Annotated in this window: 11 protein-coding genes; 10 read left to right on the top strand and 1 reads right to left on the bottom strand. The window is 36.6% G+C overall.

The annotated features are described in order from the left end of the window. The first annotated feature begins 206 nt into the window (after window positions 1-206). The 10 genes from ABIQ28_RS04930 to ABIQ28_RS04885 all read left to right on the top strand — a co-directional run bounded on the left by ABIQ28_RS04930 (window position 207) and on the right by ABIQ28_RS04885 (window position 8,822). Window positions 207-821: a TetR/AcrR family transcriptional regulator gene (locus ABIQ28_RS04930; RefSeq protein ID WP_348035745.1), complete on the top strand. Its 615-nt coding sequence runs from the start codon at window positions 207-209 to the stop codon at window positions 819-821. 1 nt (window position 822) lies between these two features. Continuing rightward, window positions 823-2,073, top strand: coding sequence for a TolC family protein (locus ABIQ28_RS04925; RefSeq protein WP_348035743.1), 1,251 nt, complete (start codon window positions 823-825; stop codon window positions 2,071-2,073). 82 nt (window positions 2,074-2,155) lie between these two features. After that, a complete protein-coding gene (locus tag ABIQ28_RS04920) occupies window positions 2,156-3,061 on the top strand; it encodes an HlyD family efflux transporter periplasmic adaptor subunit (RefSeq protein ID WP_348035742.1) in 906 nt (301 codons plus the stop codon). A gap of 39 nt (window positions 3,062-3,100) precedes the next feature. Beyond that, window positions 3,101-3,610, top strand: a complete 510-nt coding sequence (locus tag ABIQ28_RS04915; protein ID WP_348035741.1) for a hypothetical protein — start codon at window positions 3,101-3,103, stop codon at window positions 3,608-3,610. Next, window positions 3,611-4,528, top strand: a complete 918-nt coding sequence (locus ABIQ28_RS04910; RefSeq protein ID WP_348035739.1) for an ABC transporter ATP-binding protein — start codon at window positions 3,611-3,613, stop codon at window positions 4,526-4,528. A 328-nt stretch (window positions 4,529-4,856) separates the two neighbouring features. Beyond that, complete coding sequence (locus tag ABIQ28_RS04905) at window positions 4,857-5,585, top strand: ABC transporter ATP-binding protein (RefSeq protein ID WP_348035738.1); 729 nt, start codon at window positions 4,857-4,859, stop codon at window positions 5,583-5,585. A gap of 201 nt (window positions 5,586-5,786) precedes the next feature. Next, window positions 5,787-6,893 carry an ABC transporter permease gene (locus tag ABIQ28_RS04900; protein ID WP_348035736.1) on the top strand — a complete coding sequence of 369 codons (1,107 nt, stop codon included), beginning with the start codon at window positions 5,787-5,789 and terminating at the stop codon, window positions 6,891-6,893. Window positions 6,894-7,129: 236 nt separating this feature from the next. Further along, on the top strand, window positions 7,130-8,251 hold the full coding sequence (locus ABIQ28_RS04895; RefSeq protein WP_348035735.1) for an ABC transporter permease: 1,122 nt from the start codon (window positions 7,130-7,132) through the stop codon (window positions 8,249-8,251). An 8-nt stretch (window positions 8,252-8,259) separates the two neighbouring features. Next, the gene (locus tag ABIQ28_RS04890; protein ID WP_348035734.1) at window positions 8,260-8,628 is read left to right on the top strand and encodes a hypothetical protein; all 369 of its coding nucleotides are present in this window, start codon (window positions 8,260-8,262) and stop codon (window positions 8,626-8,628) included. 38 nt (window positions 8,629-8,666) lie between these two features. Next, a complete protein-coding gene (locus ABIQ28_RS04885) occupies window positions 8,667-8,822 on the top strand; it encodes a hypothetical protein (RefSeq protein WP_348035733.1) in 156 nt (51 codons plus the stop codon). Window positions 8,823-8,908: 86 nt separating this feature from the next. On the opposite strand, the gene ABIQ28_RS04880 is transcribed toward ABIQ28_RS04885, so the two are convergent. Continuing rightward, window positions 8,909-9,505, bottom strand: a 597-nt coding sequence (locus ABIQ28_RS04880) for a mechanosensitive ion channel family protein (protein WP_348035731.1), incomplete at its 5' end; no start/stop codon positions are given.

Below are 9,505 nucleotides of genomic sequence, written 5' to 3'. Positions count from 1 at the left end.
AGGAGCCCCCAGAAATACCCCAAGAATATATTCAAGGGGTTCTATTTTGAAAAGCACGATTTTCAGGCAATAAACTCAATGAAACTAAGGAGATTTACTTAATCATAAAACGTTTAGGACAGGATTGCTAAAAAATGATCAAACTGAAAACCGTTTGATTATTTTTTGTATATTTACTAACCATTTGGTTAAACCTTATAGTTGACATGAGAAAAGAGAAAGAAGCAACGACGGAACAACAAATCCTGGACGCTGCCAAAGACGTATTTCAATCCAAAGGCATGGAAGGCGCACGAATGCAAGAAATTGCCGATGTCGCCGGAATCAACAAAGCCATGCTTCATTATTACTACAGAAGCAAGCAACTCCTTTTTGAAGCTGTTTTCAAGAATGCCTTTTCACTTTTGGCGCCCCAATTGAATATTATTTTAAACGATGATTCCTCCATTGAAGATAAGATCAGAAGTTTCACATTTAACTATACCTCTTTCATGATGAAGCATCCCTATTTGCCAAACTTTATCATTCAAGAGCTCAACAGAAATGAAGATTTCGTTCTAAGACTGAAAGAAAATACAGGATTTCCGAACCTCGAAAAATTCAAAGCCAAAGTAGATGCCGAAATTAACCAAGGACTTATAAATCCGATAGATGCTGAACAGCTGTTCGTCAACATTCTCGCGCTTAATATCTTCCCTTTTTTAGGAAAACCGTTAGTCAAGGCATTTACAGACAAAGATGAAAAAACCTATAAAGAATTTGTAGAACGTCGTAAAACAGAAGTTGCCGATTTTATTATCAATTCCATAAAACAAACCTAAAATGAAACGGATAACCATCATTTTAATAGGCCTAATGACCACAACCATGGTTTCACAACAAACCTTATCACTTCAGGAATGTTATGAACTTGCGACTGCCAACTACCCTTTGGCCAAACAATCGCAATTGCTCGATGCACAAAACCAATTGGAACAAGAGGTTATTTCCAAGGCAAAACTGCCTCAGTTAAGTCTGGATGCACAAGCCACGTATCAGTCGGATGTGATTGAAGTCCCCATTCCAAATACTGGCATCGCTCCTCCAAATAAAGACCAATACCGCGCTACCCTATCAATGAATCAACTTATCTATAATGGCGGCGCAACGGATGCTTCATTGAATCTGAAATCTGCACAACTGAAGTCCAAACAGAAACAAATTGAAGTCAACCTCTATCAACTCAAGCAAAAGATCAATCAGCTCTATTTTTCCATTTTATTAGCACAGGAAAACGATTTATTATTAAAAGCGAAACGTGAGCAATTACAAGCTAAGTTAAAGGAAGTAAAATCCGGGATCACTTATGGTGCCCTTTTACCAGCATCAGATAAAATCCTTGAAGCTGAACTTTTAAAACTGAACCAACAATCCATAGAAGTTGAAAGTAACAAAACCGCACTCATCGAAACACTCTCACAACTTATTGGCCAAGTGTTGAATACTTCAACCATCTTTCAAAATCTGTTGGTGGAAACGGAGTTGAAAACCGACTTAAACCGACCAGAATTAGCATTATTTCAACTTAAAAAAGAAGAAATCGAAAGCAGCGAAGCTTTGATATCCAAACAAAATTCACCAAAAATCCTTGGGTTTGCCACTGGTGGTTATGGAAACCCAGGTTTGAACATGCTCAATAATTCCTTCCAGTCCTTTTACACAGTTGGCGTTAAATTCAATTGGAATGTATTCGACTGGAATGCCAATAAAAAACAGCGCGAATCCTTATCCATCAACAAAGACATCATTGATACGGAGACCGAAACCTTTAAGTTGAACACCAATATCGAATTGAATCAACAGCAAAAAGAGATCGATAAAATTGAAAGATTCATTGCCTCCGATATGGAAATCATCAATCTCAGAAATGAAGTTCTTATGGCAGCCGATTCACAACTCAAAAACGGAGTCATCACATCATCGGCCTACATCACCGAACTCACTAATTTATATAAAGATGAAAACACCCTGATAAAACATAAGATTCAGTTACAACTGGCCAAAGCAAATTACAAGGTCATTAATGGGCAATAAGAATATGTCCGCAGATCGTGCAGATGGTCGCAGAAAGAATCCAGCTAAATCATCGAAATCAGCGGAAAACAAATAAGAACAAATGAAAAGCCATCTTTATATTCTAGCACTAAGCATCATAACTACCAGCTTGTTGTCCTGTAACAATTCGAACGGAAAAGCAGACGGTTACGGAAATTTTGAAGCTACCGAAATAACAATCTCTGCCGAAAACACTGGAAAACTGATGCAATTTGATATCAACGAAGGCGACAAACTCGAAAAAAATCAATTTCTAGGGTATATCGACACCATTCCATTGGCATTAAAGCGCGAACAACTGGAAGTTTCAAAAGCAGTCGTGAGCTCAAAATCAAAAGGCGTATTATCTCAAATTAACGTGCTGAATGCCAAATTAAAAACAGCGAACACCAACAAATCACGAACTGAAAATCTGATAAAAGACAATGCCGGAACTCAAAAACAATTGGATGATGTTCAAGGGGAAATCGATGTGATCAAAAACCAAATTATCAGTGTTGAATTTCAAAATGCACCTGTGGTCAACGAATTAAAAAGTATTGACGTGCAATTAAAACAACTTGATGACCAAATCCAGAAAAGCAAAATCATCAATCCGATAAATGGTACGGTATTATCCAAATATGCCGAACCCAATGAAATTACTGTTTTTGGAAAACCACTTTATAAAATTGCCGATTTAAGGACGATGCAATTACGCGTCTATATCAATGAAACCCAATTGTCAAATATAATTATCGGACAAGAAGTGACCGTGAAAATTGACGACGCCGACGCCATGAAATCCTATAAAGGAAAAATTAGTTGGATAGCTTCGGAAGCAGAATTTACACCGAAAATCATTCAAACCAAAGAAGAACGCATCGCATTGGTATATGCCGTAAAAGTTGAGGTCGTTAACGATGGCAGCTTAAAAACAGGAATGCCGGCAGAACTATGGATTCAAAAAAATGAAAAGTCAAACTAAATAAAAACGATTACAATCAACCCCTTTAAAATTACTATTATGAAAAAAGCACTCTTATCAACCGCCATGTTAGCATTCATTTTTACGGGATGCAACGACAATAAAAAAGCAGAAAATGCAATAGATCACAGCTCACATCAAGAAGTTGAAGCAGCTTCGCACGATGATCATAATGACGACCACCATTTAAGTGATGATGGACTAGGCAACAACTGGTCCTCTGAAATGGAAACGAACAATGGCGCCAAATGGGAAGCCAATCCAGAAACTAATGAGGGCGTTAAAAAAATGCAAAACCTTCTCAAAACACAGCCGACCAAAACATTGGAAGACTACTACAAATTAGCAGAACAACTCAATAACGACAAAAATTATGTTGTAAAAAATTGTACAATGAAAGGCCCTTCACATGATAATTTGCATGTTTGGCTTTTACCATTAATGGCTAAAATTGAAGCACTTTCAAAAACACAATCACTTGAGGAAGCTTCAAAATTAAAGCACAGTATTGAAGAAAACGTAAACCTATATTCTGATTATTTCAAATAAATGAGTATCACGGTAGCCAATATATTAAAGTCCTATAAAACCGTAAAAGCTTTACAGAACATTTCCTTTGAGGTAAAACCTGGGGAGCTTTTCGGGCTTATAGGACCTGATGGCGCCGGTAAAACAACGCTCTTCAGAGTTCTGACCACATTGTTGATTGCTGATGAAGGAACAGCAACCGTTGCTGGTTTTGATGTGCTGACAGATTACAAAGAAATCCGGAATACTATTGGGTATATGCCTGGCAGATTTTCGTTATATCAAGATTTAACCGTTGCTGAAAACCTAAATTTTTTCGCTACTATTTTCGGAACAACCATCGAAGAAAACTACGATTTGATAAAAGATATCTATGTCCAAATTGAACCTTTTAAAGATCGTCGGGCTGGTAAACTGTCTGGCGGTATGAAACAGAAATTGGCTTTGTGTTGTGCCCTGATTCACAAACCAAAAGTGTTGTTTTTAGATGAACCCACCACAGGCGTTGACCCAGTATCTCGAAAGGAATTTTGGGAAATGCTAAAACGCCTGCAACAAAAGGACATTACCATTTTGGTATCCACTCCTTATATGGATGAAGCCGAGCTTTGCGATCGCGTGGCGCTTATTCAAGATGGAAAAATCTTGGAGATTAACACGCCTGAAGCTATTGTAAAGAATTATCCAAAATCAATTTACAAGGTTCGTGCGAATAATACGTATCAACTGATCACTAGTTTAAAGGCTTACGAATTCAACCATAGTGCCTATCCTTTTGGCGAATTTGTGCATTATACCGATAAAAGAGCCGATTTTAATCCGAAGGAATTACGTGAATATCTAGAGTCAAAAAAACTTTTAGAAATTCAAATCGAAAAGACCGAAGCTACTATTGAAGATGTTTTTATGGAATTGGCGAAAACAAGAATATCAAACTGAACTTAAAAAAAACTCCTAAAAAGCGACATCTCGACTGCAGACGATGAGACAAAACAGAAAGATCTGTGAGGTTTTAAAAATTTTGTAGAAATAAAACAAATCACAATAGACTGAAACATCAGGTTTTAAAGCAGACTGAAAGGCTGTTTATTGGTGAAATTTATAGTATAGAGCTCATGTCAGCATTTTCAGGGAACGAATGAATTTGTGGGAATTCGTGAAATTCGTGTCAAAAATTTTTAGAAGCTAAAGCACATGTTTTTAATTAAACATGAGACCGATAAACTCAAGTAAATCAATAAGATTACCACTTTCGTGGGAAATAAATATGAACAACAACAAAGTCATACAGGTAGAAGGTTTAACCAAAATGTTTGGCGATTTTACGGCGGTTGACGCCATTACTTTTGACATTGAAAAAGGAGAGATCTTTGGATTTCTTGGTGCCAATGGCGCAGGAAAAACGACGGCCATTAAAATGCTGATCGGCATTTCCACGCCAACCTTTGGAAAGGCGACAATCGCCGGATTTGATGTGTTTACTCAAGCCGAAGACATCAAGAAGAACATTGGTTATATGAGTCAGAAATTTGGCTTGTATAATGATTTAACCGTTAAAGAAAATATCACATTTTTTGGTGGTGTTTATGGGTTATCCAGAAAGAGCATCAAAGAAAAATCGGATGCTTTACTTAAAGAACTAGGACTCGAAAATGTTGCATATACTTTAGTAGGCGATTTACCATTGGGCTGGAAACAAAAATTATCGTTTTCTGTGGCTTTAATTCATGATCCTAAAATCGTGTTTTTAGATGAACCGACAGGAGGTGTCGATCCCATAACCAGACGTCAATTTTGGGAACTGATCTACAAAGCCGCCAATCAAGGCACGACCGTTTTTGTGACCACACATTATATGGATGAAGCCGAATATTGCGACCGCGTTTCCATCATGGTCAACGGAAAAATTGAAGCTTTGGATACGCCGAAAAAACTAAAAGAACAGTTTGATTTGGATAGTATGAATGAGGTGTTTTTGAAGTTGGCACGTGGATAAAAGGAGTTTGCAATTCCAATTTACAGAACAATTCCAATTAAACAATTAGTTGAACTAAACAGACATAACAAACTAGAATCAAACTAATAAGAAACAAAAATAAAGTGACATAACCAAAAGCGACCCCTGAATTTGGGAGTGCTTTCAGAGGCAAATAATAATAGTTCTAAATAGAGATCCCCGCCTTCGCAGGGACTGAAGATGAAAAGATTCAAGGGTTTTATACAAAAGGAATTCTACCATATTTTTAGGGATAAACGCTCATTGTTTATTCTCTTCGGAATGCCGATTGCCCAAATTTTGCTGTTTGGTTTTGCGATTACCAATGAAATCAATAACGTGGATATCGCTATTTTAGACCATTCAAAAGATGCCACTACTGAAGAAATTATTAATAAAATCGCGGCTTCAAAATATTTCAGTATCAAACAAATGATCACACGTGAAGCGAATATCGCTACGGTGTTTCAAAAAGGACAGGTCAAAGCCGTTTTAAATTTCGAAAAGGATTTCAGCAAAAACCTCATCAAAGAACACAAAGCAACCATCCAAATTATTACCGATGCCACTGATCCAAATACCGCGAATACGATTACCAATTACATAAATGCCATCCTCCAACAATATCAAAAGGAATTGAACAAGGATATTACGATTGCTTATCAAATAGTTCCACAAACACGCATGGTTTATAATCCAGAATTAAAAAGCGTGTATATGTTTGTTCCCGGTGTGATGACCATTATTTTAATGTTGGTTTCGGCAATGATGACCTCCATTTCCATCACACGGGAAAAGGAATTGGGCACCATGGAAATCCTTTTAGTATCGCCCTTAAAACCATTTCAAGTGATTGTAGGAAAAGTGTTTCCCTATATATTTTTATCGATTATCAATGCGACTATCATTGTCATGTTGAGCATTTTCATCTTTAATATGCCTGTTCAAGGAAGTCTGTTTTTATTGGCTATGGAAAGTGTATTGTTCATCATCACCTCTTTGTCATTAGGCATATTAATCTCAACAATTGCGACGACCCAACAAGCTGCCATGATGATTTCATTAATGGGATTGATGCTTCCCGTGATATTATTATCCGGATTTATTTTCCCTATTTCGAGTATGCCTATTCCACTTCAAGTCATTAGTAACATAATTCCTGCCAAATGGTTCATTATCATCCTTAAAGCGATCATGCTTAAAGGTGTGGGATTGCAATTCATATGGAAAGAAACCTTGATTTTATTGGGAATGACGGTATTATTTATTGCATTGAGTGTGAAGAAATATAAGATTAGGTTGGAATAAAACAGATGAAATAAAATAGATAATAGAGGATAGACAAAAGATTATAGACTAAAGATTTGCATTAATTAAGACAGACTCTTCTCTTGTCTTTGTTCTTTATTCTTTGTTCTTATTTAGAGATTGGAGTGAAACAGATGAAAGAAAATAGATAATAGAGGATAGACTACAGATCTGAATTAATTAAGAAAGATTCTTCTCTTGTCTGTGTTCTTTATTCTTTATTCTTATTTAGAATTATGAAAACAATCCTATACATCATACAAAAAGAGTTCAAGCAAATCTTTAGAAATAAAGGCATGCTGCCTATTATTTTTGTTTTGCCGTTACTCCAACTCGTTATTTTATCTAATGCTGCCACTTTTGAAGTTAAAAACATCAAATTTGGTTATATCGACAATGATCACACCTCAACCTCGAGAGCGTTAATAGAAAAATTCAATGCCTCCACCTACTTTAATGTGTTAACTGATTTTTCTTCAGAAAAAAACGCGAGTGCAGCCATGTTGAAAGGAGAAATTGATGTTGTTTTGGATATTCCGCGGCATTTTGAACGGGATTTACAAAAAGAAAAGCACAGTAATTTAGGCGTCACTATTAATGCCATTGATGGCGCTGCCGCTGGTGTTGAAAACGTGTATCTTACACAAATACTACAAAACTATAACAAGCATCTCAAAACGGATTTGATGCAAGTTTCAGACGCTCAAATACAACCTTTAAATATTGACACCATTCCCTTGTTTTGGTACAACGAAACCCTAAACTATAAAACTTTTATGGTACCGGGAATTTTGGTGTTGTTAGTAACCATGATTACACTTTTTCTATCCGGAATGAATATTGTCCGCGAAAAAGAAATTGGAACCTTAGAGCAAATCAACGTCACGCCGATTAAGAAAAGTCAATTTATCATCGGAAAACTCTTCCCGTTTTGGGTTATTGGCATGGGTTTATTAACAGTCGGGTTGATACTGGCGCGCTTGATATTTAACATCCCAATCATCGGCAGTTTAGCCCTCCTGTATTTCTACACCTCCATTTATATTTTAGTGATTTTGGGGATTGGTTTATTCATTTCGAATTTTACCGATACACAACAACAAGCCATGTTTATTGCTTGGTTTTTTATGGTTATATTTATTCTGATGAGCGGATTGTTCACGCCTATTGAAAGTATGCCACGCTGGGCGCAAATCATTACCGAATTCAATCCCATAAAATACTTTGTTCAAGTGATGCGGATGGTCATGCTTAAAGGTTCTGGATTTATGGACATACTTCCGCAGCTTATTAAAACACTTATTTACGCTATTGTTATGAACGGATTGGCAGTTTGGAGTTATAAAAAAACAGCATAAAATCATATATGGAGACTGATCAAAAAATAAAGCTATCTAGAGATGAATCCTTGTTTGTAAGAGGGCCATTGTCGCGATTTAGGGATTTCAATTTTGCCATTAAAGTGTTTTTCAACTTTATAAAAGCGTTTCGGAAAATGCATTTTATCGGACCTTGCGTCACTGTATTTGGCTCAGCCAGATTCACCGCAGATTCTGATCATTATAAAAGTGCAGAAAAAATCGGCGCTGCCTTATCAAAAATCGGATTTACAGTCATGACCGGAGGTGGCCCCGGAATTATGGAAGCTGCGAATAAAGGCGCGTTTGAAGCTGAAGGAAACTCGTGGGATGTAATATTATTTTACCTTCTGATCAAAAACCGAATCCCTATCTGAATAAATATATTAACATTTCCTACTTCTTTTTACGCAAAGTGATTCTTATAAAATACTCCTACGACAAGGATGTCATTTTAGTTAAAGAGCTTATGGATGCTACCGAGCAAATGAAAAGTATCGGATTATTGGATTCAAAGATTCAAAAAGTAAGAGATGAAGTGATAAAATTATGCCGTATGGAACATAATTAACGGTTTCAATTTTTCAGGTAGTTTTCCGAAATAATCAGATAAAATTCAAGATGGATTGCCTCCAATCTAGATTGAAGCCTTTAATTTTATAGTTTGTCATCACGCTGATCTGCCACTTCTCCCCCATTTATAAGATAAACTGTCCGCGTCGGAAACGCCAATCCAACACCTTCCTTATCGTAACGTTTTTTTACACTTTCATAAACATCACATTTCATAGCAAATGCTTCTTTATAGCTGCGTGCCCAAGCCCAAGCTCTGATCGTGATTGAAGAGTCGTTAAATTTGATAAGTGCTGTTCGGATCATTGGTTTCCCCTCTTTGATATCTTTTTTAGATCGGTTATCAAGAATTAATGGATGTTTTGCGCATTCTTCGGCCAATATCTTTTTGGCAAGATCAATATCGCTATCATAGGTAATACCCATTTCAATAAGCTCGCAACATTTTGGATCACCTAAATCATAATTGATCAATTTTTCTTTGTTGATCACCGCATTTGGAACCACAATCATTTTATTCTCATTATTACGAATAATGGTGTGTCGCAAGGTAATATCAGTCACGGTTCCTACCATGGCATCACTCAGTTTTATCACGTCGCCAATTTTGAAAGGCTTAAATGTGATAATAAAAACACCGCCTACCAGGTTTGACAAGGCCTCTTGAGAAGCAAAGCCAGC

The sequence above is a fragment of the Gelidibacter sp. genome (genome assembly GCF_039916245.1).
In the GTDB taxonomy this organism is placed as follows: domain Bacteria; phylum Bacteroidota; class Bacteroidia; order Flavobacteriales; family Flavobacteriaceae; genus Gelidibacter.
Note: the sequence above shows the minus strand (reverse complement) of the source record. Positions and strands in the feature narration are given on the sequence as shown.